Raw genomic sequence first — 24553 nt, 5'->3', positions numbered from 1 at the left:
TTACGCGGCCAGAGCAGACTTCAGCTGCTTCGCCAGATCAGTCTTCTCCCAGGAGAAGGAGCCGTCGCGGCCGGGCTTGCGGCCAAAATGACCGTAGGCGGACGTCTTGGCATAGATCGGCTTGTTGAGGTCGAGATGCTTGCGGATGCCTGAAGGCGAAAGGTCCATGACCTTGCGCAGGGCCGCTTCAACCGCATCCTCCTGCACGTTACCCGTTCCGTGCAGATCAACATAGACCGACAGCGGCTGGGCGACACCGATCGCATAGGAAAGCTGGATCGTGCAGCGGTCGGCAAAGCCGGCAGCAACGACGTTCTTTGCCAGATAGCGTGCAGCGTAAGCGGCCGAACGGTCAACTTTGGTCGTGTCCTTGCCGGAGAATGCACCGCCACCATGGGGAGCAGCACCACCATAGGTGTCGACGATAATCTTGCGGCCGGTCAGGCCGGCATCACCATCCGGACCGCCAATGACGAACTTGCCGGTCGGGTTGATGTACCAGACGCAATCATCGGCAATCTTCAGGTCGCCCAGGGCTTCACGAATGTAAGGCTCGACGACCTTGCGAACCTTCTTGGAATCCCAGCTCGCATCGAGATGCTGCGTCGACAGAACGATCTGGGTCGTTTCAGCTGCAACGCCATCGACGTAGCGAACCGTGACCTGGCTCTTTGCGTCCGGTCCAAGCTTACCGGCGTCGCCCTCACCCTTGTGGCGGGCAGCAGCCAGAAGTTCGAGAATCTTGTGGGAATAATAGATCGGAGCCGGCATGAGATCCGGTGTTTCACGGCAGGCATAACCGAACATGATGCCCTGATCGCCGGCACCTTCTTCGCCCTGACGGTCGGCAGCGTTGTCGACGCCTTGGGCGATATCCGCGGATTGCGGATGCAAGAGGACCTCGATCTTCGCAGTCTTCCAGTTAAAGCCGTCCTGTTCATAGCCGATATCGCGAATGGCGCGGCGAGCTGCGGCGCGGAATCGTGATGGATTAATGACCGGATGGCCCTTTGCGTCTTTCAGGACGGCACCGCTTTTGTCTTTCTTCAGAAGCGTATCAGGTACACGTACCTCACCGGCAATTACGACCCGGTTGGTGGTTGCCAGCGTTTCGCAAGCAATGCGCACAGTCCACGGATCAACGCCCGTCTTCTTTGCCTCTTTGTAAATCATGTCGACGATTTCATCGGAAATGCGATCGCAGACTTTGTCTGGATGACCTTCCGATACGGACTCACTGGTAAAAAGATAAGAACTGCGTGTCACGGGGAACCCCTCTTGAAAGCAACCGAACGCCCGCCTGACCAAGTCTGAGCGGAGCTGCGTAGTCTTTGCCAAGGTAGAGGGGTTCAGTCAATTGGTTTCATTTTCAAACAAACGGTACATTGAGAATATTTTTGCGCAACGGGTAAGAATGCGTTCAACGGCCGTGCCGAATTTTTAGCTGATCACTCTTCCTCGTCACCCAATGTCCGAACCAGATCAAGTATCTTCCGCCGGACTTTCGCATCCGTGATTTTCGCGAAGGCCCGGGCAAGCTGAATGCCTTCCGAGCTATTGAGAAAGCCCACCACATAGGTAGTCTCGCTTTCTTCATCGAATCCCTTGGGCTTGTCCGATTGACCCGGCATGTCATCAAAGAAAAACGTGACCGGAACATTGAGAATATTGCCAATGGCTTGCAATCGGCTCGCACCGACGCGATTCATGCCCTTTTCGTATTTCTGGATTTGCTGGAACGTTATTCCGAGGCTTTCACCAAGTTTCTCCTGGCTCATTCCTATCATGTTGCGGCGCAAGCGAATTCGCGCTCCAACGTGTACGTCTACTGGATTAGGTCTCTTTTTATTATCGGACATGAAAATCTCATTCGTATGAAATGGGGCTGAAAATGAATTTTATCACCAATATATCAACGGGCCAAATATGTCGTCATTCGACAGGCCTATGCCTGAAATGTCAACCAACCCTTGTCCTGTGGCGTAAAAAATACGCCAGCATTGCAATCAACACCATGCAAATTACAATCCAGAATTGTAGCGGGATAATATCTTCACTTAGAGGTAGCTGAACCTTCGCTGGAAGCGTGGCGTCCACGACACCGACAGCGTTCAACGCAAGGGCGTCGATGATTCGACCATATGGATCGACGATGCCGGAAAGGCCATTGTTGGCAGCTCGAACAAGGGGCAACCCTTGCTCAACCGCACGTAACTGCGCTTGCCGGAAATGCTGGTAAGGGCCGGGCGTATTGCCATACCAAGCATCATTGGTGACATTGATGATCGCATCGGCAGATGGGCCATGGTAGGCCATCTCGGCCGGAAATATTGCCTCGTAGCAAATCAAGGGCAGGATGTTGAAATTTTCCATTACCGTGAGGGAACGCCGTGTTGGCCCTGCGGTAAATCCACCCGGCATTTCAACAACTTCGCTTACACCAAACCTGCGCAGAACATTCTCTAGCGGGACGTATTCCCCAAAGGGGACGAGATGTACCTTGTCTGCGGCGCCGGTAATCTCACCGCTGCCATCGATGGCATAGATCGAGTTATAATATAGCGGGTCTTCGTTGCCGCCTGGTTCCTCCATGCGGACGGCACCGGCAAGCAAGACCTGATCATCCGTCAGCACGTCGGCAATGCTTTTCAACGCTTCCGGTGCTTTCGTCAGGAGATACGGGACCGATGTTTCCGGCCAGACGATCACTTGCGGTTTGGGCTTGCCGTCCTTGGGCGCTTCTCCGGTCAGGGCAAGGTGCTGATCGAAAATGCCGCGCCGGGCATTGGCATCCCATTTTGCGTCCTGGGCGATCGACGGCTGGACGATACGAATTTGCGGTCCCTTGGCATCACTATGGGCGAAATGCAGTCGATAGGCACCAAATCCGGCGTGAGCACAGACCAGCAAAAGCGCAACGGCGAGACCTGATTTGAGATCGCGGCGGCTGGCAAGAAGTGCGGGCATCGCGAAGACGATTACCGCAAGCGCATTCATCCCAAGCAGTCCGACAATGACGGACGACTGCATCAGCAATGGCACCGGCATGGCAGCGTATCCGATGGCATTCCATGGAAAGCCGGTAAGGATAAAGGACCGCAACCATTCGGCGATGCCAAAACCAAAGGCGAGAGCCAGAATCCGCCCAAGGCCATCGCTCCAGAACAGCCGGGCGAGCGCGGCAGCAAAGGCATAGAAGATCGCGAGAAACGCCGGCAGGCCAAGGACAGCGAAGGGTACGGCCCAGGCAAAATTTGCCGCGTCCACGAGCAATGCGTTACCGATCCACCAGAGGCCAAAGACGAAGTAGCCGAAGCCAAACCACCAGCCGATCATCGCAGCAGGCACCAATCGGCGGACTGGACCGGAGCTGGCATTGTCGACGGCGCCGTCAATCAGCCATACGAGCACCGGAAACGACACAAAACAGACTGCAAAGAAATCATATGGAGGAAGCGCGAAACTCGCCATGGCACCCATGAGGAACGCCAAAGCAACCCGTTTCCAACCGGACAGGAGAATGACCTTTCCGGCCAGACGCTGGACCATGCGGTGTCCCACCCTCTCTGATTTTCCCTCAGTCTTAAACGGTGAGACTTGCGCCAATCATTCGTCCGTTTCCGCCGGCCCGTCGGCCGCGCCTTGCCGCACCGCACGCGGACGGCGCTCCGCATGGCGCAACGGTACGATCCGAACCCTGCGTATACGCCGCGGGTCTGCTTCCAGCACATGGAATTCATAACCCGGTACAGCCTGCACCATTTCGCCACGTACGGGAATGCGGCCGAGAATCGAGAAGATCAGCCCGCCGACTGTATCGACGTCTTCACCGTGCTCGCCAATAACAAATCCGCCACCGATCTTTTCTGAAACCTCGTCAAGGTCGGCACGGGCGTCGGCGATGAAGATACCTTCCGGCTCTTCTATGATCATTACCTCATCATCGTCATGCTCGTCTTCAATATCGCCGACAACCATTTCGACGATATCTTCCAGCGAAACCAGACCATCTGTCCCGCCATATTCATCGATGACCAGGGCGATCTGGATGCGCTGCGCCTGCATCCGTCCCATCAGATCATTTGCAAGCATCGACGGCGGCACGAACAGAACCGGCCGCATCAGGCTCAATTCTGAAATCGTTTTGGTGAGATCCACATTGGAAAGATTGAACTTAGCGGCAACCGGCACCTTCGGTGCGCGGGCGGCCGACTTGCGCGGCGCCTTGACCCTCGAAATCTTGGTGATGTGGTTGACGACATCGCGGATGTGCACCATCCCGCGCGGATCATCCAGCGTCTCCGCAAACACCGGCATGCGCGAATGGCCAGACTTTTCGAACATCTCCAGAAGGTCGCCGAGCGTCGTGGTGATGTCGACCGCTTCGATGTCGGCACGCGGGATCATAACATCCTCGACCCGCAATTCGCGCAGACGCAGGATATTGTGCAACATGGCACGTTCTTCGGGCGAAAACGCCGTATCGCCATGATGATCTTCTGCCAGCGCGGCATCAAGATCCTCTCGCAAGGACGTTCCAGGGCGAGCGCGAAGAAATGGAAACAGGGTGGAAAGAAGCGAGCGCTTTTCGGGGCCTTGCGCTCTGGTGATACTTTGCCCTTCGGCATCACTATCCTGCCCCATTATGCCCTTTGGGGGCGCGGCAGGTTCGTTCTGGTGCGACGTGTCAGACATGGTCCTCAATCGGATTGATCGTCGATGACGGATAGCGCATATGGGTCTGGAATTGCAAGACGCTCCAGAATTTTGCGCTCCAGCCCTTCCATCTCCTCGGCCTCGGCTTCTGTCACATGATCATATCCGACCAGGTGCAGAAATCCATGGATAATAAGATGAGTCAGATGATGATCGAAAGGCTTTTCCTCATCAACAGCTTCTCGCGCTACCGTTTCGCGGGCAATCACGATGTCGCCAAGCATGGGGCCAGGTCTTCCACCTGGCTTTAGTGCGAAAGCCGGAAACGACAGGACGTTGGTCGGCTTGTCCTTGTCGCGCCAGTCATTGTTGAGTTCCCTGATCGCCGCATCATCGGTGAATACGAGGCTCAGTTCGCTCTCCGGCTGTTCACCGCCGTCAAGTTGTTGCCAGGCAGCCGCGATGGCGCGCACTGACAAATCGTGCAGCTTGGCCTCTTCGGGCCAGCCGGCGCTTTCAACGAGTATATCGATATCGATCAAAATCTCATCGCAAGGCCTCAGGCCTTGGCGCCTTCCTTGTCATAGGCCCGCACGATCGCAGCGACAAGCGGATGACGAACCACGTCCACGTCTGTGAACCTGACCGTGACGATGCCACTGACGCCATCAAGGATTCTGAGCGCCTCAACCAGACCGGACTTCTGACCGGGGGGTAAATCGATCTGGCTTGGATCGCCCGTAATGATCATTCGGCCGTTTTCGCCAAGACGTGTCAAAAACATCTTCATCTGCATGGCAGTCGTGTTTTGCGCTTCATCGAGAATAATCGCCGAATGGGCCAGCGTGCGGCCACGCATGAAGGCTAGCGGCGCGATCTCGATCACACCTGCGGCGATCGCGCGCTCGACCTTGTCAGCGGGCATCATGTCATAGAGTGCGTCATAGAGCGGACGCAGATAGGGATCGACCTTTTCCTTCATGTCCCCCGGAAGGAACCCCAGCCGTTCACCCGCTTCCACCGCAGGACGCGAAAGGATAATGCGGTCGACAAGTCCGCGTTCAAGAAGCATCGCCGCATGGGCCACCGCCAGATAGGTTTTGCCTGTACCTGCAGGACCTACGCCGAACACCAGTTCCGAGCGATCAAGTGCGCGCATATAGGCGTCCTGCGTCGGTGTACGGGCAAAGATCGTCTTCTTGCGGGTCGATATCTGGGCGGCAGCCATCTTGCTCTTGTTTTCCATAGTGGGAAGCGTCAACTGGTCGTCGGCGGCAATCGCCATACGGAGCGCGCCATCGACATCGGACGCGGAGATGTCATGGCCCTTCTGTAATTGTTCGTAGAGCTGGTCGAGTGCCCTGCGCGCCTGTTCGGTGGCGCCTGGCTCGCCGCGAATAGCAAGCTGGTTGCCCTTTGAGCGGACATCGACACCCAGTTTCTGCTCGATACGGGCTAGATTTTCATCAAACTGGCCGAACAGCGCACTCGCCAGCCGGTTGTTATCAAATGTCAGTACGATATGCGCCAGATCCGAGGCTCCGGACGGAGCGGGTTTCAGTTTTTCGGTGGCGTTCAAACGGCTCTCCTAAAAAAGTGTTCAGCCCGTTATAGTCCCATTGCTCGCCGAGTTCATCTCCCGAACACCAATCAGACTGTTGGTCCCGGTGTCGATGATTCGTACGCTGATAATGTCGCCGATTCGACCGCCGTGTACATCTATAATTACAGGTTGTAACCAAGGAGATCGTCCGACCATCTGCCCAGGCACCCTTCCGGCCTTTTCGACCAGTACATCCATTGATTTTCCGACGAGACTGCGCTGGAAGGCATATTGCTGTTCGCTAAGCAGAGCCTGCAACCGCTGCAGCCTCTCATCCTTCACCGATTCTTCGACATGATTCTCCATATCGGCGCCGGGTGTGCCGGGCCGCGGCGAATATTTGAACGAATAGGCCGCGGCGTAGGTAACGTCGCGTACGATCTGCATCGTCGCCTCGAAATCGGCCTCCGTCTCACCGGGAAAGCCAACGATGAAATCTCCTGACAGCGCGATGTCCGAACGGGCACCGCGGATGCGTTCGATCAGGCGCAGATAGTCAGCTCCGGTATGTCGGCGGTTCATCGCCTTGAGGATGCGATCGGAACCCGACTGAACCGGCAGATGCAGATAAGGCATCAGTATGGCAAGGTCGCGATGGGCGTTGATCAGCGTGTCATCCATGTCCCGCGGATGACTGGTCACGTAACGCAAACGGGCAATACCGGGAATCTCAGCCAGACGATAGAGCAGTTCGCCCAGGCCCCACTCGCGTCCGTCATCGCTCATCCCATGCCAGGCGTTGACGTTCTGGCCAAGCAGCGTCAGTTCGCGTACACCGGCATCGGCAAGCTTTTCGGCTTCCTTAAGGATTTGGGCGACGGGCCGTGATACTTCCGAACCACGGGTGTAGGGCACCACACAGAATGTGCAGAACTTGTCGCACCCTTCCTGCACGGTCAAAAAGGCAGTTACGCCACGGCTTCTGGTCTGCTCTTTCGCTGGAGCTGGCAGATGTTCGAATTTGTCTTCGATCGCATAATCGGTCTCGACGACACGTTCGCCCTGGCGCACACGGGCGAGCGCCTGCGGCAGCCGGTGATAGGTCTGCGGGCCAACGACCAGGTCCACAACCGGGGCTCGGCGCGTGATCTCGTCACCTTCGGCCTGTGCGACGCAGCCAGCGACACCAACAGTAAGCTCGCGGCCCTCTTTCGCCCGCGCATCCTTCATCTTGCGCAGACGACCCAGTGCTGAATAAAGCTTTTCCGACGCCTTTTCGCGAATGTGACAGGTATTGATCAGCACCAGATCCGCGTCCTCGGCCGTATCGGTCGGGCTATAGCCTTCCGCCGCCAGACTGTCGGTCATGCGCTGACTGTCATAGACATTCATCTGGCAGCCATAGGTCTTCACATAGACCTTGCGCGTATTGGCGAGCGCTGGCGAAAGCGTCAGGGTTCCGGAGGCTGCATCCGGCTCGGTGGTAATGTTGATATCGTCCATGAGCAGGCTTCTAACGGTTTTTGTCGCCGTTGAGAATAGCCTCTTCGTTGCTTTCGGCCGACGGGTTGACAAGATCGCGGCCCATTAGCGAAGAGAGCACCATCGCGCGCACCCGTTTTTCCATGGTCCGCGCCAAAGCCTTGCGATCACTTTTTTCATCGATCACCATGGGCTCGCCAAACCAGACGTCTACATCGACGGCCCCGTCCTTCAAAAGTCCGATGAGGCTCGGCCCGAGTGGCACATCGCCCGGCCAGGCAACGATCGGCCGATGAACGCGCCCCATCGGAATGCCGTGAACCCGGGTATATGCGATCGCCACCGGCTGTACGGTCACTGTCTGCACGTCAGTTTCGCGGATAGCCACCTGGGCAGCACCAAACAGCGAAGTCTTGAAAGGAAGGACGCGATTGCCGTCCGAAGTCGTGCCTTCAGCGAAAAGTACCATCGCATCGCCGGCAGCAAGGCGGGTTGCGATGACACTGGCTTGCTGATGCGTCTTTCCACGTTTTTCCCGTTCGATGAATACCGTGCGCTGCAATTTGGCGAGCATGCCAAACAACGGCCAGGTTGCCACTTCCGCCTTGGCGATGAAAGCCATTTCACGCAAGGAACCAAGGATGACAATGTCGGTCCAGGAGGTGTGATTGGCGGTGAGCAGAAGCGGGCGATCTTTCGCCATTTCCCCGTGCACATGGATACGGAAACCGAGTAGCCGACTCACGATACGGTGGAAGAGCATCGGCGCTTTGGTTCGCGGCCCCCAGCCCGTCTTCAAGAACGCATACTGCAAGGGTACGAGGAAAAGGATCGTAAGGACAAATGCCGTCGCCATCACCATGAAACGCAACCAGGCCACCATGTCAGCGACCCGGTTTCAGATCGCGGCGCATTGTCAGAGCGGCCGAGCGCCCTGAGGCCGTTTGGTAGTAGCCAGGCCGTTTTCCAACCTGTTTGAATCCCAGTCTGCGATAGAGTGCCAGAGCCGGGGCGTTCAGTTCATCCACCTCCAGAAAGAGCATGCCGGCGCGGGCGTTGTGCAAGTGTCGGAGCGTCGCGTCCATCAATGCATGGCCAAGGCCCCTGCGCTGCGCTTGCGGTGTCACCGCTATTGTGAGGATTTCCGCCTCATCCATCACGAGCCTTGCCAGTACAAAGCCGCCGGGTTGGGCCCTGCGATTTCCTTCTTCCCTGGCGATGAACCCAAACACATTATCGTCAACCAGCAGGGCATGAAAATCGTCATCGCTCCACGGTTGACGGAAAGTCAGACTGTGGATGCCAGCGAGGTTTGCGGCGTCATCGCGAATGAGCGGTTCGATAACGAAGTTGCGTGGCCGCAGATTGTCGAAAGGAAAGCCGATCATTCCGTGACCTGCCTCTTCAGGACAAAGCCCTGTTGGGGTTTGACGTCGAGTCCGCGCAGATAAAGTGGTTTTGGCGATTCGCGGTCGGCAATACGCACTGCGCCAAGCCGGGCGAATGCTTCGATGCTGCCGGTTGCCGCCTTTACGGCAGCGTCGAGCGGGCGATCCAGATTTTCATTGACGAGAGGAGCACCAGAACCCGCAAGGACATAGTCAGGACCACGCTCCGTCAATTGTTCGAGAATCTGGGGTAGGGTCGTCACCATGGGCTCCGACAGCGCTGACCCATCCTCGCCGAAGAATTGCGCATAAAGCTCACCGCGCCGGGCATCGATGATCGAAAGAATGGAGTTGCCCGGGATCAGTTTCGCTGCATCGTAGGCCAGCGCCTCGAGTGTACTGATGCCAACCACCGGGCATTTCAGGGCAAGTGCGAAGCCCCGCGCCGTAGATACACCTACGCGGACGCCAGTGAATGAGCCAGGGCCGACGCTGACCGCGATCTTGCCAATCTCACCAATGGCGATATTGGCCCTTTTGGTAACCTGCCCAATCACCGCCATCAGGCGCTCGGCATGCCCCTTGCCGATATCTTCGCTTATCTCTGCCAGGATAGTCCCGGTTTCGACATCGAGAATGGCAACGGAACAGAGATTGGCAGCGGTATCGAGCGCAAGCAGTTTCATGCGCCATCGCCTAAACAAGAATCAGCCAGCAAACAAGTAGGCAGCATCGCCGCGAGCAATCTATTGCGGCTGACCATGACCGGAAAGAACTTGCACGGCGCCCCGCATGCCATTGCGAAAGGCGTCATCGAAGCCAACACCGCGGATTTGCCAATGATATATTCTCCCCGGCGAATGCAATCGCCAGTCTGCAATCCAGCCGAGAGCCCTGTCACTCCAGGCCAAGGTTCCAGTCAGTGCGACATCGAAATCTTCAGCTGGTATGTCCCTGCTCTTGCCCTTGAGTGCGAATTGCGTCCGTGTTGGCAACGCCATCCGTAAACCAACCCGTTCAGCGGCCGCTGCGAGTGCAGTACGCATATCGGGATCATGTTCGCTGTCGCTGGTCAATGCGAAGCTCTCCTTTCTCCCGTGCACCGCGAGGAACACCACGACACGCGGCCTGGTTGAGAGCCAGGGCTCCCGACCAAGCGATTGCAAAGCTGCATCGACTTTTGCCTTGTCAAATTCGACGGCAAGATCATGCGGCCTGTCGTAAGAGCCCTGTTCGTCGTGTATGGGAATGCCCGACATACGATCCCGATACCGGAATCTGGCAACAAACCCGGCCGCCTGCCCGGTTAGCTCGACAACCTTTGGGTCTCCGATCAGGCGCGGATCGCCGGAAACCTTGACCAGAACATCTTCCAGACATTGTGCGAGACCGAGGGCCCTGTTGGCCTCTCCTTGACCGGAGACGACGGCCTGTGACCGATAGAGACCGGAATCAGAAGCACCGGAGGCAACATTACTTCCGTACGAAAATACCACCACGAGTGCGCTGACGAAACATGCAAGCATTCCAATGCGGCTCATCCGGTTCGACATCTTTCGTCCTCGCGTTGATTGAGAACCTATCAGAACAAACACTTCAGGAAATCGGGCAGTTTCCAGCAATCACGTCGAAGTTCTTCGATATCAGTTCCTCGCCCGATTTATCACGCAATGAGATCGTCCATGGGCCGGACACGAGCTCGAAGTTTTCCTCGAAAACCCAGCCAGCATAGCGCTGCTGCGGAGCGGCGCTATCGGGCCAGCTGCTCTTCTGCATCGATCTTCCATCCGGGGTCCTGATCAACGGATGAAGAACAACCACCGTAATGGGAAGGACATTAAGGTGCTCCATCCCGGCAATCCTGTAGAGAATGCCGAAGCTCGTCCCGATGCAGGCGTGAATTTTCGTGGTACGGATCACGTTGACCGGTCCTTCCACCAACCGGTTCAATCCCGTTGGAGTATCGGGGGATGCTTCGGACCCAACTTCCTTGGCGCTGGTCAACCCCCAATCAACAATCTCGATTTCTGCCTGCACCTCCCCCGCAAGCGTCGATGCTGTACTCCCCACGATCGATATGATCAGGAGAGCAAGGCATCGGGCGCGGTACAGGGCAGCCATTTTCGGATCTATGAGGCCAATTGCTTGGCCTTCAGCTCCAACCGGCGGCGATGCAGGACCGGCTCGGTATAGCCATTGGGCTGTTCGCGGCCTTTGAAAACGAGATCGCAGGCAGCCTGGAAGGCGATGGAACCATCAAAATCCGCTGCCATTGGCTGATAGAGCGGATCGCCCGCATTCTGCTTGTCGACGACAGCTGCCATTCGTTTCAGGGTTTCAAGCACTTGCGCCTCCGTTGCGACACCATGGTGCAACCAGTTTGCGATGTGCTGGGCGGAGATGCGTAGCGTCGCGCGGTCTTCCATCAGGCCGACATTGTTGATGTCCGGCACCTTGGAACAACCGACGCCCTGATCGACCCAACGCACGACATAACCGAGTATTCCCTGCGCATTGTTGTCGAGTTCACGCTGGATGTCTTCCGGCGTCCAGTTGGGGCGCGAGGCGACCGGCACAGACAGGATGTCGCTGAGCTTTGCCCGGCCGCGCTTTTTCAACCCGGCCTGCACATCGGCGACATTGACCTTGTGATAATGGGTGGCGTGCAATGTCGCAGCGGTCGGCGATGGTACCCAGGCAGTGTTGGCGCCAGCTTTGGGATGGGCGATCTTCTGTTCAAGCATAGCAGCCATCAGGTCGGGCATCGCCCACATGCCCTTCCCGATCTGAGCGTGGCCGGAAAGTCCGCATTCGAGGCCGACATCGACATTCCAGTTTTCGTAGGCGCCGATCCAGGAAGCCTGCTTCATGTCGCCCTTGCGGATCATCGGGCCAGCTTCCATGGAGGTATGAATTTCATCGCCGGTGCGATCGAGGAATCCGGTGTTGATGAAGACGACTCGCTCCTTGGCGGCGCGAATTGCTTCTTTCAGATTCACCGTCGTGCGGCGCTCTTCGTCCATGATACCCATCTTGATCGTATTCGATCGCAAACCGAGCAATTTCTCGACACGTCCGAACAGTTCGGAGGCGAATGCGACCTCTTCGGGACCATGCATTTTCGGTTTCACGACATACATGGAGCCAGCACGGGAATTCATGTGCCGTCCATTCGGTCCGATATCATGGAGGGAAGCCAAAGCGGTGATAGCCGCATCCATAATGCCTTCGGGTATCTCATTGCCGTCTTTGTCGAGAATGGCTGGATTGGTCATCAGGTGACCAACATTACGCACCAGCATCAGTGAGCGGCCAGGCACTTTCAGCGGCTTGCCATCCTTGCCGGTATAGTCGCGGTCGGCATTGAGCTTGCGCGTGACCGTCTTGCCACCCTTCTCGAATGTGTCTTCGAGATCGCCGTTCATCAGACCGAGCCAGTTGCGATAGACAACGACCTTGTCCTCCGCATCGACCGCGGCAACGGAGTCCTCGCAATCCTGGATCGTCGTCAGCGCGGATTCCAGCAGGACATCGGCAATGTGGGCAGGATCGCTCTTGCCGATCGTGTGGCCGGCATTGACGACAATCTCGACATGCAGGCCATTCTTGACCAGCAGGATTGCGGCCGGCGCCTTGGCATCGCCGCGATAGCCGGCAAACTGGCCTTCGTCCTTGAGCGTAACTGATTTGCCGTTGACGCCTAGGGTAAGCTCCTGATTTTCAATACTAAATCCAGCGACATCCGCCCAATTCGCGCCATCGAGCGGTGCACTTTCATCCAGAAATGCCTTGGCCCAGGCAATGACCTTGGCGCCGCGCAATGGATTGAAAGCCGTGCCCTTTTCGGCACCGCCTTCGTCCGGAATGGCGTCCGTGCCGTAGAGCGCATCATAGAGTGAACCCCAGCGCGCATTTGCAGCGTTCAGCGCGTAACGGGCATTCATCACCGGAACGACGAGCTGCGGGCCGGCGGTGATCGCGATTTCCGGATCGACATTGCTCGTGGACACGGAAAATGCACCGCCTTCGGGCAGCAGATACCCGATCTCCTTCAGGAAGGTCTCATATTCTTCCTGGCTATAGCCGGCGTTGCGCTTCTCCCTATAGAAATCGTCCAGCTTTTGCTGAAAAGCATCGCGTCTTTGCAGCAATTCACGATTTTTCGGCGCCAGATCATCAATAATCTGCGCGAGCCCTGACCAGAATTGTGCAGCATCGATACCGGTTCCCGGAATGGCTTCGTTGACCACAAAGTCGTGGAGCTCCTTCGCCACCTGCAACCCGTTGATTTCGATACGCTCGCCCATGATCGGTTCCTTCAAGATTTTCGTCATCCTACCCTTGAACACATCGGAGCATTCCGCGTCAATTCATCAATAGTGAACAGGATTTATGCCCTGGTGGAAAGAATGATCTAGTGTGCGATCCTCGGTCTGCCCGAAGCAGTGGCAATCAGCACGGCCTCGATGAATTTGCGTTGCTCCTCGACGGTTGCAGCACTGATGTCTCTGGCAATGCTGATCTGCGCTTCGTCGGTTCCAGCCTCCAGCGCCAGTAACCCGGCCTGCTGCTTCAGGACACCTTCTGCAAAGGTGATCGACTCCTCCTCAATCTGGAAATCCCTGACGATCTCACCTGCCATGACCCGGAACAAACCCTCCACGGGTTGGCTGATATGTGCCTCGACCGACACGCGCACCTGTCCGACAACTGCGCCCAAAGCATTGGCAACGTCCGTATCGACTGGAACGATGCATTCCGTGCCGAGCATTTCACCCACTGCCGGATAATAGACCGGGGCAGATGCGCCGAGTCCGATCACTGGCCGGTCAATATCGAGCCGGACGCCGGCAATCCCGCTTTTGCCTGAAAGAGCCCGATGCACCAAGGGGTTTGCCACAGTCTCCGGCCCCTCCAGCCCGTCCTCGGCGAAGACCGTTTCGAGAACGACTTCGGATGACCTGCGGATCAGCGCGTCAAATGTACGGTGGGAAACTTCCTCCGGCGTGTCGCATAGCGGGCGCCCGGCGCCATCCTTGCGCCGTGCATAGAGAATGGCACCGTAGCGTGCCGCTTCCGTGTTCCAGTTGTTCTGCAGGCCAAGCACGTGACAGGCATCCGATGGCGTAAAGCCTGAAAGATGCACAAGTCCCCGCGCAACAAGCCGGTTGATCGTCGCCGCCTGTGAGACAGAATTCAACAGCCGGTCAAGCGGCTGCGGCTCGACGGTGATGCGTTCATAGAGCTCGGCCTCGCCTTTGCTCAAGCCCGACGCCATCTGTGCCGGAACGCCGGTCAGAAGCGCGAAACGCCCGTCGAGCCGCCCGGCATTCGCGGCTTTCACCTGACGCGCCAGATGATCGATGACTACCGCACCGTGATTGGTTGCAAGCAGCGACAGCGGCACCAGCCGCCTGGGTCCGAGCTTGATGCTAGGGGCCATCGCATTGTCATCGAGCGATACTTCCGAGTCGCCGCCGAGGCCAAAGGTACGCATGGCTACCGCTTCCACCATGGTGCGGAAGCCACCAACGGTCGCTCCGTTGGGGTCGAGCCGCGGGCGTCCCTTGTCCAGAACCGCCACGTCGGTCGTCGTGCCGCCGATATCCGAGACGATCGCATTGTCGAGGCCGGTCATATGCCGGGCGCCAACCAGACTGGCCGCCGGTCCCGAGAGTATCGTCTCGATCGGCCGGTGCCGGGCAAAGGCGGCCGAGACAAGCGCGCCATCGCCGCGCACCACCATCAGCGGTGCATGGATGCCGCGCCGGTCGAGAAAACCTTCGGTCGCGGCCACGAGCCGGTCAATCATGGCAATGAGGCGGGCATTGAGCACCGTAGTCAGGGCGCGCCGCGGGCCATTCAGCTTGGCCGACAGTTCATGACTGCAGGTGACGGGAAGTCCGGTTTCCATGCGCACCAGATCACGGACGGCGATTTCATGCTCCGGATTGCGCACGGCAAAATAGGCACAGACGGCAAAGCCCGTGACTTCCTGCTTCAAACGCGGCAACGCCTCAATCAATGCAGCCGTATCGAACGGTTGGGGGCGGCCATAGACATCGTGTCCGCCGGGAATGAACACCACCGGATCCGAGCCCAGAGCAGTTCCAAGGTCGGCCTTCTCCAGATCGGCTGCAGAGAAGCCCACCATGACGAGCGCGATGCGGCCACCCTGCCCTTCGACCAGCGCGTTCGTTGCAAGCGTGGTCGACATGGAAACAAGCCTGATGTCCGCTGGACGCACGGAGGCCTCCGCAACGATGCGCTCAACCGCCCCCGCAATGCCGACGCTCAGATCATGGCGCGTGGTGAGAGCCTTGGCCTTGGCGATGACTCCGCGTTGTTCGGACCACAGAACTGCGTCCGTATAGGTGCCGCCCGTATCGATGCCGAGGAAGATCGCTTGTTCAGTTGTGGATTCAGCCATGATGCCCTGCGCTATTTGCAGGCAGGGTTAGCGCATGAAGCAGGCGACGGCTAGCGCCATTCCGACCTTTTGCTGCCGCAGCCCCGCCAGGCGCGTGCGTTTATCGCATGGTCGCCATGCCACGGAACGATTCAAACCATCTGGCGTTGTCGAGCGGATAGGGGGCAGCATGGCATCACATTCAGCAACGACTCATGCCGGATCGAAAAAGGTGATCTATGCCGCGATTATTGGCAATCTGCTGATCGCTGCCACCAAGTTCATTGCCGCATTCTTTACGGGCAGCTCCGCCATGTTGTCGGAGGGGGTTCATTCTCTCGTCGATACCGGCAATGGCGGCCTGCTGCTCTACGGTCTGCGCCGCGCTGCAAGGCCGGCAGACAAGACGCACCCCCTCGGACACGGCCGTGAACTCTACTTCTGGAGCTTCATCGTCGCGCTTCTCGTCTTTGCGGTTGGTGCCGGCGTTTCGTTCTACGAGGGTCTCACCCATATCATGCGCCCAGAACCGGCCGCCAATCCCCTCGTCAATTATGTGGTGCTCGGCTTTGCCATGGTTTTTGAGGGCGCGTCATGGTTCGTTGCCTTGAAAGAATTCCGGACAGTCAAGGGCAAGCTTGGCTATGTGCAGGCGGTGCGTCAAAGCAAGGATCCCAGTGTCTTTACCGTCCTGTTCGAAGACACTGCCGCGCTGCTTGGTCTGATCATCGCCTTCATCGGCATTTCGGCTGCGCAAGTCTTCGACATGCCTGAACTTGACGGCGTTGCCTCAATCGGGATCTCGCTCGTCCTTGGCGCGACGGCAATATTCCTCGCCCGCGAAAGCAAGGGGTTGCTGATGGGTGAAGCAGCGCTACCCGAGGCCGAACAGCAAATTCTCGACATCGCCAACGGAGATCCCGACATTCAAAAAGCCAACGGCGTTCTAACGGTTCACATGGGACCGAAACAGATCGTTGCCGGTCTCAGCGTCGAATTTGAGGATCATGTGCTGGCGCCACAGATCGAGGCCTGTGTCCAGCGCATCGAGACCGCCCTGAAAAAGGCCAACCCGGATATCGTGACGCTATTCATCAAGCCACAGACAACGGGCACCTGGGAAGCCCGGCAAAAGAAGCTCGGGGCAGCTTAGTCCTCGCCATCGACGACGCGCAGGCGCAATTGACCTGTCGCTGATGCGGCAGTACGGGCGGACTCCGCTTCCCTGGCGACATCGCCGACCGGAGCTTCGGCAAATTCCAGCGCCTCGATTTTCTGGCCGCGCTTGGTTACTTTGCCGGAGGAAACGAGAATATCGTCGATATCCTTGTTGGCCTGGCCGAAATGCGTCTGCAGGCGGCGAACGCGATCGTCGAGCCGGCCCACATCTTCCATCAGCCGGATGACCTCGCCCTGGATCAGGTGCGCCTGTTCGCGCATCCGCACATCCTTGAGCACGGCCTGAATGACCTGAATGGACAGCATCAACAGCGATGGCGAGACGATAACGATGCGCGAACGATGCGCCTTCTGCACCACGCCTTCGAAATTCTCGTGGATTTCGGCGAAGATCGATTCGGAAGGCACGAAAAGGAATGCCGTGTCCTGGGTTTCACCATTGATCAGATACTTCTCGGCGACATCGCGAATGTGGATTTCCACATCGCGGCGGAACTGCGCGAGCGCCATCTTCTTGGCATCCGGGCTCTCGGACGCCCGGATAGCATTCCACGCCTCCAATGGAAATTTCGCGTCGATCACAAGATTGGGTGCGCCATTCGGCATGCGCACGACGCAGTCCGGGCGGCTGCCGTTGGAAAGCGTCGCCTGAAACTCATAGGCACCCTGCGGCAGGCCATCGGCGACGATCGCCTCCATCCGCGCCTGACCGAAGGCACCGCGCGTCTGTTTGTTGGCAAGGATCGCCTGCAGCTGCACGACCTGCCCGGCGAGCGCCTGAATATTATTCTGTGCCGTGTCGATGACCGCAAGCCGTTCCTGCAGTTTCGCCAGATTTTCGTGCGTCGACTGCGTCTGTTCGGTCATCGTCTGACCGATGCGGCTGGTCATCCCGTCGAGCCGTTCGCGGATCGACTGATTGAGCTCGGCCTGGCGGGAGCCGAACAGCTCGGCCATGGTCTGCATGCGGCCTTGCATTTCCGACTGGCTCTTGAGAATTTCGCCCATGCGCGCTTCCGCATCGCGTGCGCGGTCTTCCGCCTGTATTTCGGCGACGAGCCGCAGGCGTCCCGAACGCCACACGGCGATGACAGCGAAAAGCACCACGAGCACGGTGATTGCCGCGGCCGAAAGAAGAGCTGCGCCGACAGAGACCGAGCTGGCGCCGAGTTGAAACAGCGTCTGATTGAGTGAAATTGAAGTTTCCATATTGCGCAGACTAACCGATTCGGATCGCAAATGTGAGATCAAAACGAGAACATTTTTACAAATGACTTGTGCTTCGGATTGACGGCTCAAAGGTGAGATATTAGGTGATGCTCATGTCTATCAAACCGCTTGTCATTCTTCCCGATCCGCTGTTGCGCCAGGTTTCAAAACCTGTGGAGCGCTTTGACGCCGATTTGCGCAAGTTCGCCACCGATATGCTCGATACCATGTATGATGCACCGGGCATCGGCCTTGCCGCCATTCAGGTCGGCGAGCCGCTGCGGATGCTGGTCATCGACCTTTCCAAGGAAGACGAGCCTCGAGCACCCCAAATTCTAATCAATCCGCAGATTTTGTCGTCCAGCGATGAGCGCAATATCTATGAAGAGGGATGCTTGTCCATTCCCGACTACTATGCGGAGGTGGAGCGTCCGGCGGACGTGCGGATTTCCTATCTCGATCTTGATGGCAAGGCCCATGAAGTTGCGGCAGACGGACTCCTGGCGACGTGTCTCCAGCACGAGATCGATCATCTCAATGGCGTTCTGTTCATCGATCATATTTCGCGGTTAAAGCGCGAAATGGTGGTCAAGAAATTCAAGAAGCTCGCCAAGGACCGACCGCCGAGCCGGCTGGCGGTGTAGGCCGATGAGTTTGCGCATCGTCTTTATGGGCACACCGGATTTCTCCGTGCCCATCCTCAATGCCTTGATCGGCCAGGGCCACGAGATCGTCGCTGTCTACAGCCAGCCGCCACGCCCAGCGGGCCGCCGCGGACTGGAACTGACGCCCTCACCCGTACAACGCAATGCCGAACAGTTCGGCATCGAGGTGCGCACGCCGAAGAGCCTCAAGGGCGAAGACGAGCAGCAGGCATTTCGCGAGCTTCAGGCCGATGTTGCGGTCGTCGTTGCCTATGGGTTGATTCTGCCTCCGGCGATTCTGCAGGGAACCCGCCTTGGCTGTTACAACGGCCATGCGTCGCTGTTGCCACGGTGGCGCGGTGCGGCACCGATCCAACGGGCGATCATGGCGGGGGATCTTGAAACCGGCATCATGATCATGAAGATGGATGAAGGTCTCGATACCGGTCCGGTAGCCATGGCCGAGAAGGTCAAGATCACCGCGGACATGACAGCAGGTGAATTGCATGACCAGCTCAGCGTAGCCGGCGCCGATCTGATGGTGCGCGCGATGGCGGCGCTGGAGCGTGACAGCCTTACTCTGACACCCCAATCTGACGATGGCGTCACCTATGCCTCGAAAATCACCAAGGCCGAAACCCGTATCGACTGGACACAACCCGCGATAGACGTTCACAACCGCATTCGTGGCCTGGCGCCATTCCCCGGTACGTGGTGCGAGATGGAAATCGGCGAAAACCTGGAAAGGGTGAAGCTGCTGCGGTCGATCCTTGCGACCGGAGTTGGTGATGCAGGAACGGTGCTTGATGACAGTTTGCGCATCGCTTGCGGCGAAGGCGCTGTGCGCCTGCGCTCACTGCAGCGTGCTGGCGGCAAGGTCATGGACGGGCGAGAATTTCAGCGCGGCGCCAAGATCGTGCAAGGGACTCGGTTGCCATGAGTGGCATCACCGTCCGCGCGGCGCAATCCGGCGATTATTCCCTCATTTCTGACATCCTCGCGGCAGCTTTCGCGGGAACCGATGAAGCAAACCTGGTCCGGCGCTTGCGCCAGGACAAAGATGTCGTACTCGAACTGGTTGCCCTGAACGACGAGACCGTCATCGGTCACATCCTGTTTTCGCGCTTGAAGGTGACCGGCGCACAGGAATTCGATGCAGTGGCGCTTGCTCCGCTCGCAGTCCTTCCCGCATGTCAGGGTCAAGGCGCAGGGAGCAAACTGGTGCGAACGGCGCATGCGCAACTGGCTGCTGCTGGGGAGATATTATCGGTGGTCCTCGGCGAACCTGAATATTACGGGCGCTTCGGCTATGAGCGTCAGAGCGCGGCGGGCTTCGAGAGCGCGCACCAGGGCGACTATTTGCAGGCGTTCGCTTTTGGCGACGCGCCACGATCGGGCAAGCTCATCTATGCTCCAGCCTTTGGAGCCCTTTAGTGCCCCGTTACAAACTAACGATCGAATATGATGGCACCCCCTATGCGGGTTGGCAGCGGCAGGAGAATGGACACACTGTTCAAGCTGCCATCGAACAGGCGATCTTCAAGTTCTGCGGCGAAACCATCTCCCTTGGCGCAGCAGGGCGCACCGATTCCGGTGTGCACGCAACCGCACAGGTGGCTCACGTGGATTTGACGAAGGACTGGAGCAGCTCGAAAATTCGGGAAGCACTCAACGCACATCTCGTGATCGCTGGAGAAACCGTCGGTATCATGAATGTCGAACTGGTCGGAGATAATTTCGATGCGCGGTTTTCAGCGACCGGCCGGCGCTATCTCTATCGTATAATCAATCGCCGCCCCCCCGCCCCGCTGGAAGCGAATCGCGCCTGGTGGGTGAAGAAGCCGCTCGACGCTGACGCCATGCACTATGCAGCACAGCGGCTCATCGGTACCCATGATTTCACCACGTTCAGGGCAACGCAGTGCCAGTCGAAAAGCCCTGTCAAAACGCTCGATCACCTAAGTGTCTCACGCAACGGCGAAATCATCGAAATCAGAGCTTCCGCCCGGTCTTTCCTCCACAACCAGATCCGTTCCTTTGCCGGGACGCTCAACGAAGTGGGTTGTGGACGCTGGAGCGCGGATGACGTGAGCGCAGCACTTGCAGCCCACGACCGCAAGGCCTGCGGCCCGGTTGCACCGCCTCACGGACTATATCTTATTGGTGTGGACTATCCGATCACTGCCGGTTCCGGCAGTGAAATACCCAGCACGGCCTGAAGCAGAATCATCAGAAACAGCGACCCGGCAACCAGCACGATAAAGAACGCCGCCGTATAGGCATGCGATTTCTTCAACGCAACCTGCGTCAGGCGATAAGTCAGGAACATGATACCTCCATAGAGCAGGAGGCCAAAACCGGTAGCCAAGCCAGGCCAGCCGGGCAACAGGACTCGCGCCAGTGTCGCAGGCACCATGAGCCACGCGGCAATCGCTGTCCCCCAATTGCTTGCGACGACATAGGGGCTGAAACGCTTGGCCAAGCCAAGCCGCCGGGCGCTTAAAGCCAGAACAACCAGCGGCAGAACCCATGCAGCGAGGTCAACGAAAGCCACCCGCCCCATAATGGAAAACCGGTTTCCTGTTTCGGGGCGCAGCGCGATCATGTCATTTGCGAAGATGATCCAGCCGAGAATGAGCGGCGGCAGCGAAATTGTAATCGCATGGAATGACTGCCAGAAGCCGTCTTCGGAAAAATCGAGAAGGTCAAGCCCGTCGGCGTGACCATTCATCATCCGCCAGGCGCCCCACAGATATCGCTGAATCTCATCAAAATCCGGCATATCACCCATGTACATTCATGCAAAAAAGTCCGCAATAAAGCGTTCATAGATTTGCGTTAGCGTTTCAAGGTCGGCGACTGCCACCCGCTCATCAACCATATGCATCGTCTTGCCCACAAGACCGAACTCTACCACCGGGCAATAATCCTTGATGAAGCGGGCGTCGGAGGTGCCGCCGGAGGTGGAAAGTTGCGGCCGCTTGCCGGTTACAGCTTCGACCGACGATGTCAGCGTTCCAATCAGTTTCTCGTCATGGGTGAGAAAAACGTGACTTGGCCGGTGACGCCAGATCAGGTCGTAGTTCACCGGCTCCTTCTTGCCCGGGCGCAATTTGCGGCGTCCGGACGCCTTGTCGAGGCGGTTGTGAATTTCCGCCATAAGGGTTTCATCCGTCCACGTGTCGTTGTAGCGAATGTTGAATACCGCCGTTGCCTTGGCCGGAATGACATTTACCGCCGTATTGCCGACATCGATGGTGGTGATTTCCAGATTGCTGGCCTGAAAGTCCTTCGTGCCCTTGTCAAAGGCGGGATAAAGCAAGCTGTCAACCAGTGTTACCAGACCGCGTACCGGATTGTCGGCAAGATGCGGATAGGCGGCATGACCCTGCACACCGTTGACGACAACCGTACCGGACAGCGAGCCCCTCCGCCCGATCTTGATCATGTCGCCAAGTTTGTCCGGATTTGTCGGCTCGCCAACGATGGAGGCATCCCAGCTTTCGCCTTTCGCCTTGGCCCATTCCAGCAGTTTGCCCGTCCCGTTGATAGAAGGGCCTTCTTCATCACCGGTGATCAGGAATGAAATGGAGCCGTTAAGTTCGCCATTCTTGTCAAGATAGCGCGCCACCGCGGCGGCAAAACAGGCAATGCCACCCTTCATGTCGACCGCACCGCGCCCATACATCTCCCCTTGGTGGATGGCGGCAGAGAACGGGGGATAAGTCCATGCTGTTTCGTCGCCGACCGGCACGACATCGGTGTGCCCGGCAAACATCAGATGCGGCCCGTTGCCGGACAGCCGCGCATAGAGATTCTCGACATCGGGCGTGCCGTCCTCGCTGAAGACCGGCCTTTCCACGGAAAAGCCGAGCGGCAAAAGCATGGCTTCCAGAGCGGACAGCGCGCCGCCTTCGTTGGGCGTCACTGACGGGCAAGCAATGAGTTTGGTGAGGTTCTGTACGGGATCAGCGGAGGATTTCATGTCCAAAGCGATAATGGAAAAGCAGGATCGTGTCACGCACTGGATCATAGTTTCTGCATCTGTTTTAATGCCTTATGAGCAGTCAATCAGGGGCAAAGACGATGATCGCAAGTGACAGCCGGGTTGTCATTGCCGGCGCCGGTTCGATTGGCTGCTATGCCGGCGGTTGTCTTGCCGCAGCGGGAAAGAGGGTAACCTTCCTGACGCGACCGCGGATCGAGGCCACACTCAAGCGGCAAGGACTCAAGATCATCGATCTGGATGGTACGGCGCGGCAGGTCGGGCCAGAGCACTTTTCCCTGGCGAGCGACCCTGCAGTGGCCTTCGGAAGAGCCGACATCATCCTCGTGGCTGTCAAGAGCGGCGCGACCGAGGAAATGGCCAAGTTGATCGCCAAAAATGCGCCCGCAGCGGCAATCGTGGCCAGCCTGCAGAATGGCGTGAATAACGCCGGGGTGTTGCGTCAGTATCTGCCTGCCAAGACGCGTGTGATTTCGGGGATGGTGCCGTTCAACGTCGTACAATCCGACCCGGACGACGTCCCGTTGACGGTCAGGCGAACGACGGGGGGAACGATCCTGATCGACGACATGCTGGACGATTTGGCGGAATTTCTCTCCGTTCCCGGCCTTGCAGTCAACGAGGACCCGGATATGCAGGGCGTCCTCTGGGGCAAGCTATTGATGAACCTCAACAACGCGCTCAATGCCTTGTCGAATTTACCACTTGCGGCACAGCTTGCCGATCGAAAGTGGCGACTGCTTCTGGCCGATCAGATGAGCGAAGGTCTGGAGGTTATGAAGGCGCATGGTATCACTCCCTCCAAGATCCAGGGCGTATCGCCGGCGCTGCTTCTCTGGATACTACGGCTGCCAAATTTTCTTTTCCGTGCTATCGCACGAAAAATGCTCGCCATCGACCCGAGAGCGCGTTCGTCCATGTGGGAGGATTTTTCACGCGGACGCCCCACTGAAATTGATTACCTGCAGGGTGAGATCGTTCGATTGGCGGCTGGAAAGAATATTGCAGTCCCGCTCACCCGCAAAGTGGTCGCCCGTGTGAAGCAAGCAGAGGGCAAGCCCCTGCGGAGCCATTCGGTTGAGGAGATTAGGGCAGCACCCGGCTGAAGGTCCGCCGGAGAGGGGCCAGGGCCCCTCCGCATATCAATATCATTCGCGCAGCAGTTCGTTGATCGATGTCTTTGAACGGGTCTTTTCATCGACGCGCTTGACGATAACCGCGCAGTAGAGGCCCGGCCCCGGCTGGCCATTCGGGAATGGCTTGCCCGGCAATGTACCAGCGACCACCACCGAATAAGGCGGAACTTCCCCGTAGAAAATCTCGCCGGTCGCGCGGTCAACAATCTTTGTCGACTTGCCGATGAACACGCCCATGCCGAGGACAGCACCTTCGCGGACAATGCACCCCTCAACCACTTCGGAACGTGCCCCGATGAAGCAATTGTCTTCGATGATCGTTGGTCCTGCCTGCATCGGCTCCAGAACGCCGCCGATGCCAACGCCGCCGGAAAGATGCACATGCTTGCCGATCTGCGCACACGAACCCACGCCCGCCCAGGTATCGACCATTGTACCCTCGTCGACATAGGCGCCGAGATTGACGAAGGACGGCATCAGAATCACCCCCGGTGCGATATAGGCCGAGCGGCGGACGATCGCGCTCGGGACTGTGCGGATACCCGCCTTGGTGAACTCAGTCGCGCCCCAGCCGTCGAATTTCGAGGGCACCTTGTCCCACCAGGCTGCGCCGCCTGGACCGCCCTCGATGATGCCCATCGGATTGAGGCGGAACGACAGAAGAACTGCCTTTTTGAGCCATTGATTGGTCTTCCAGACCCCATCTGACTGCTTCTCGGCAACGCGTACCGTACCGCTATCGAGCAAAAGCAAAGACGTTTCGACGGCTTCGCGAATTTCGCCGCGCGTTTCGGTGCTGACGGCATCGCGTTCATCGAAGGCCTTGTCGATCGTCATTTCGAGACTGGTCAGATCGGGCTTGGACATTTTCACATCACTCCATTACACGGGCGGATAGACT

The 24553-nt window shown here is 57.9% G+C and carries 24 protein-coding genes; 6 read left to right on the top strand and 18 right to left on the bottom strand.

Annotated elements, in window-relative coordinates:
- The 14 genes from metK to CU103_RS28810 form a co-directional block, all read right to left on the bottom strand.
- Window positions 1-1266: a methionine adenosyltransferase gene (gene metK / locus CU103_RS28875; protein WP_106667477.1), complete on the bottom strand. Its 1266-nt coding sequence runs from the start codon at window positions 1264-1266 to the stop codon at window positions 1-3.
- A gap of 182 nt (window positions 1267-1448) precedes the next feature.
- Window positions 1449-1859, bottom strand: coding sequence for a helix-turn-helix domain-containing protein (locus CU103_RS28870; protein WP_106667476.1), 411 nt, complete (start codon window positions 1857-1859; stop codon window positions 1449-1451).
- Window positions 1860-1959: 100 nt separating this feature from the next.
- Window positions 1960-3549 (bottom strand): apolipoprotein N-acyltransferase, encoded by a 1590-nt coding sequence (lnt, locus tag CU103_RS28865; protein ID WP_106667475.1) that lies wholly within the window; start codon window positions 3547-3549, stop codon window positions 1960-1962.
- A gap of 57 nt (window positions 3550-3606) precedes the next feature.
- Window positions 3607-4695, bottom strand: a complete 1089-nt coding sequence (locus CU103_RS28860) for a hemolysin family protein (protein ID WP_106667474.1) — start codon at window positions 4693-4695, stop codon at window positions 3607-3609.
- Between the two features lie 5 nt (window positions 4696-4700).
- Window positions 4701-5198: an rRNA maturation RNase YbeY gene (ybeY, locus tag CU103_RS28855; RefSeq protein ID WP_106667473.1), complete on the bottom strand. Its 498-nt coding sequence runs from the start codon at window positions 5196-5198 to the stop codon at window positions 4701-4703.
- 17 nt (window positions 5199-5215) lie between these two features.
- A complete protein-coding gene (locus CU103_RS28850) occupies window positions 5216-6235 on the bottom strand; it encodes a PhoH family protein (RefSeq protein ID WP_245449057.1) in 1020 nt (339 codons plus the stop codon).
- Between the two features lie 21 nt (window positions 6236-6256).
- A complete protein-coding gene (gene miaB, locus CU103_RS28845; protein WP_106667472.1) occupies window positions 6257-7702 on the bottom strand; it encodes a tRNA (N6-isopentenyl adenosine(37)-C2)-methylthiotransferase MiaB in 1446 nt (481 codons plus the stop codon).
- Window positions 7703-7712: 10 nt separating this feature from the next.
- The gene (gene olsA, locus CU103_RS28840) at window positions 7713-8564 is read right to left on the bottom strand and encodes a lyso-ornithine lipid O-acyltransferase (protein ID WP_106667471.1); all 852 of its coding nucleotides are present in this window, start codon (window positions 8562-8564) and stop codon (window positions 7713-7715) included.
- Window position 8565: 1 nt separating this feature from the next.
- Complete coding sequence (locus tag CU103_RS28835) at window positions 8566-9069, bottom strand: GNAT family N-acetyltransferase (protein ID WP_106667470.1); 504 nt, start codon at window positions 9067-9069, stop codon at window positions 8566-8568.
- Window positions 9066-9755: a tRNA (adenosine(37)-N6)-threonylcarbamoyltransferase complex dimerization subunit type 1 TsaB gene (gene tsaB, locus CU103_RS28830; protein WP_106667469.1), complete on the bottom strand. Its 690-nt coding sequence runs from the start codon at window positions 9753-9755 to the stop codon at window positions 9066-9068. The genes CU103_RS28835 and tsaB overlap by 4 nt, the downstream gene beginning before the upstream one ends.
- Before the next feature lie 60 nt (window positions 9756-9815).
- Window positions 9816-10610 (bottom strand): DUF2066 domain-containing protein, encoded by a 795-nt coding sequence (locus tag CU103_RS28825; RefSeq protein WP_162707226.1) that lies wholly within the window; start codon window positions 10608-10610, stop codon window positions 9816-9818.
- A 55-nt stretch (window positions 10611-10665) separates the two neighbouring features.
- A complete protein-coding gene (locus tag CU103_RS28820; RefSeq protein ID WP_106667467.1) occupies window positions 10666-11190 on the bottom strand; it encodes a DUF3859 domain-containing protein in 525 nt (174 codons plus the stop codon).
- 8 nt (window positions 11191-11198) lie between these two features.
- Window positions 11199-13376 (bottom strand): malate synthase G, encoded by a 2178-nt coding sequence (locus CU103_RS28815; protein WP_106667509.1) that lies wholly within the window; start codon window positions 13374-13376, stop codon window positions 11199-11201.
- A gap of 107 nt (window positions 13377-13483) precedes the next feature.
- Entirely contained in the window at window positions 13484-15499 is a 2016-nt protein-coding gene (locus CU103_RS28810) for a hydantoinase/oxoprolinase N-terminal domain-containing protein (RefSeq protein ID WP_106667466.1), read from the bottom strand.
- Between the two features lie 169 nt (window positions 15500-15668).
- On the opposite strand from CU103_RS28810, the gene CU103_RS28805 reads away from it, so the two are divergent.
- Entirely contained in the window at window positions 15669-16631 is a 963-nt protein-coding gene (locus CU103_RS28805) for a cation diffusion facilitator family transporter (RefSeq protein ID WP_106667465.1), read from the top strand.
- Here the strand turns inward: CU103_RS28805 and CU103_RS28800 are convergent.
- Window positions 16628-17866, bottom strand: a complete 1239-nt coding sequence (locus CU103_RS28800) for a DNA recombination protein RmuC (protein ID WP_106667508.1) — start codon at window positions 17864-17866, stop codon at window positions 16628-16630. The two genes, CU103_RS28805 and CU103_RS28800, sit on opposite strands and share 4 nt — an antisense overlap.
- Window positions 17867-17979: 113 nt before the next feature.
- On the opposite strand from CU103_RS28800, the gene def reads away from it, so the two are divergent.
- The 4 genes from def to truA are packed head-to-tail and all read left to right on the top strand — an operon-like array spanning window position 17980 to window position 20729.
- Window positions 17980-18510 (top strand): peptide deformylase, encoded by a 531-nt coding sequence (def, locus tag CU103_RS28795; protein ID WP_106667507.1) that lies wholly within the window; start codon window positions 17980-17982, stop codon window positions 18508-18510.
- 10 nt (window positions 18511-18520) lie between these two features.
- A complete protein-coding gene (gene fmt / locus CU103_RS28790) occupies window positions 18521-19450 on the top strand; it encodes a methionyl-tRNA formyltransferase (protein WP_106667506.1) in 930 nt (309 codons plus the stop codon).
- Entirely contained in the window at window positions 19447-19944 is a 498-nt protein-coding gene (locus CU103_RS28785) for a GNAT family N-acetyltransferase (RefSeq protein ID WP_106667464.1), read from the top strand. Before fmt ends, CU103_RS28785 begins: the two co-directional genes overlap by 4 nt.
- Window positions 19944-20729 (top strand): tRNA pseudouridine(38-40) synthase TruA, encoded by a 786-nt coding sequence (gene truA, locus CU103_RS28780; RefSeq protein WP_106667463.1) that lies wholly within the window; start codon window positions 19944-19946, stop codon window positions 20727-20729. The genes CU103_RS28785 and truA overlap by 1 nt, the downstream gene beginning before the upstream one ends.
- On the opposite strand, the gene CU103_RS28775 is transcribed toward truA, so the two are convergent.
- Together CU103_RS28775 and dapE are read right to left on the bottom strand one after the other, a co-directional pair.
- The gene (locus tag CU103_RS28775; protein ID WP_245449056.1) at window positions 20681-21301 is read right to left on the bottom strand and encodes a hypothetical protein; all 621 of its coding nucleotides are present in this window, start codon (window positions 21299-21301) and stop codon (window positions 20681-20683) included. The two genes, truA and CU103_RS28775, sit on opposite strands and share 49 nt — an antisense overlap.
- A gap of 6 nt (window positions 21302-21307) precedes the next feature.
- Window positions 21308-22495: a succinyl-diaminopimelate desuccinylase gene (dapE, locus tag CU103_RS28770; protein WP_106667504.1), complete on the bottom strand. Its 1188-nt coding sequence runs from the start codon at window positions 22493-22495 to the stop codon at window positions 21308-21310.
- Between the two features lie 101 nt (window positions 22496-22596).
- Between dapE and CU103_RS28765 the strand changes: the two genes are divergently transcribed.
- The gene (locus CU103_RS28765) at window positions 22597-23622 is read left to right on the top strand and encodes a 2-dehydropantoate 2-reductase (RefSeq protein WP_106667462.1); all 1026 of its coding nucleotides are present in this window, start codon (window positions 22597-22599) and stop codon (window positions 23620-23622) included.
- 42 nt (window positions 23623-23664) lie between these two features.
- Here CU103_RS28765 and dapD read toward each other — a convergent pair whose 3' ends face one another.
- Window positions 23665-24519, bottom strand: coding sequence for a 2,3,4,5-tetrahydropyridine-2,6-dicarboxylate N-succinyltransferase (gene dapD, locus CU103_RS28760; RefSeq protein ID WP_106667461.1), 855 nt, complete (start codon window positions 24517-24519; stop codon window positions 23665-23667).
- Between the last annotated feature and the right edge of the window lie 34 nt (window positions 24520-24553).

The sequence above is a fragment of the Phyllobacterium sophorae genome (genome assembly GCF_003010965.1).
GTDB classification, from domain to species: domain Bacteria; phylum Pseudomonadota; class Alphaproteobacteria; order Rhizobiales; family Rhizobiaceae; genus Phyllobacterium; species Phyllobacterium sophorae.
Note: the sequence above shows the minus strand (reverse complement) of the source record. Positions and strands in the feature narration are given on the sequence as shown.